This window comes from Rhodococcus sp. BS-15, assembly GCF_000813105.1.
GTDB lineage: Bacteria > Actinomycetota > Actinomycetes > Mycobacteriales > Mycobacteriaceae > Rhodococcoides.
On sequence record NZ_BAOX01000570.1, the window covers coordinates 1 to 1,005 of the forward strand.

The window sequence follows — 1,005 nt, forward strand, 5'->3', positions numbered from 1 at the left end:
CCGTGCGCGTGATCGTTCGCCGCGTGGCGGTTCCGCCGCTGATCGATCACGCCCTCGACGCGGTGCGGATCTACGGCACCGGCAGCCCGTTGGTGGTGCAGGCCGGCATTCGTCTCGCCGAGCGAGTGGGCCGTGCCGCCCGGTCGACCGAGAACGTCGATGCCGTACTGGCCCAACTGACACTTCTCGACAGTGCGCTGGCAACCGGCGACACGGACGCCGTGCGTACCGCCGAAGCCCGAGAGCAGATCTCGCGCGCCCGAGCCGCGATCACCGATCGGGTTCCACTCGCCGTACCTCGGGCGTGATTCGGTAGACGCCCGAACCGGGCACCGTGGGAGGATGGTCGGTATGCCAGCACCGTCTCCGCTTCCCCTCGATCCCATTGCAGAGGCACACCGCCAGTGGACCGAGCACGGGTGGTCCGAGGCCGCCGACGGTATGGCAGCAGTGACGTCGTTGATGCGCGCGCAGCAGATCATGCTTGCCCGAGTCGAGGAAGCGTTGAAGCCGACGGGACTGACCTTTTCGCGCTACGAATTGCTGACGTTGTTGACCTTCACCAAGAACGGCGCTCTGCCGATGGCTAAGGCGAGCGCACGTCTGCAGGTGCATCCCACGAGTGTGACCAACGCTGTCGATCGCCTCGAGTCGGTGGGATACGTTCGACGCATCCCGCATCCGAGCGATCGGCGCACCACGCTGGTCGAAATCACCGAGCAGGGACGCACGTTGGCAGTCGAGGCCACCGAGCGCCTGAACTCGCTGGTCTTCGCACGCCCCGGGCTGGCGCGTGACAAGTTGATGGCGCTCGTCCGGATCCTGGCGGAACTGCGTTCGGATGCAGGCGATTTCGACAGTGATGACATAACCACATCGTTCTGAGTTCGATGGTGACTCGTCACAAGACAATGGCACACCCGTACCGTTCGTGGTGCAATTGCACCGGGAACAGGGTGGAGTCGATCTGCTGAAGGGCGGGGCGGGGTGCTGGTGTTGGGGGGA

The 1,005-nt window shown here is 65.1% G+C and carries 1 protein-coding gene and 1 pseudogene; both read left to right on the forward strand.

What is annotated here, in order from left to right; genetic code table 11:
• Positions 1–308, forward strand: a pseudogene (locus tag RHBS_RS27995) (hypothetical protein); the annotation flags it as partial.
• 43 nt (positions 309–351) lie between these two features.
• Complete coding sequence (locus RHBS_RS28000) at positions 352–885, forward strand: MarR family winged helix-turn-helix transcriptional regulator (RefSeq protein WP_121873715.1); 534 nt, start codon at positions 352–354, stop codon at positions 883–885.
• Positions 886–1,005: the final 120 nt, after the last annotated feature.

Bases quoted from the DNA above. Each gene is read 5' to 3' on its own strand.
- RHBS_RS28000 (WP_121873715.1), top strand. From the start codon at position 352: ATGCCAGCACCGTCTCCGCTTCCCCTCGATCCCATTGCAGAGGCACAC.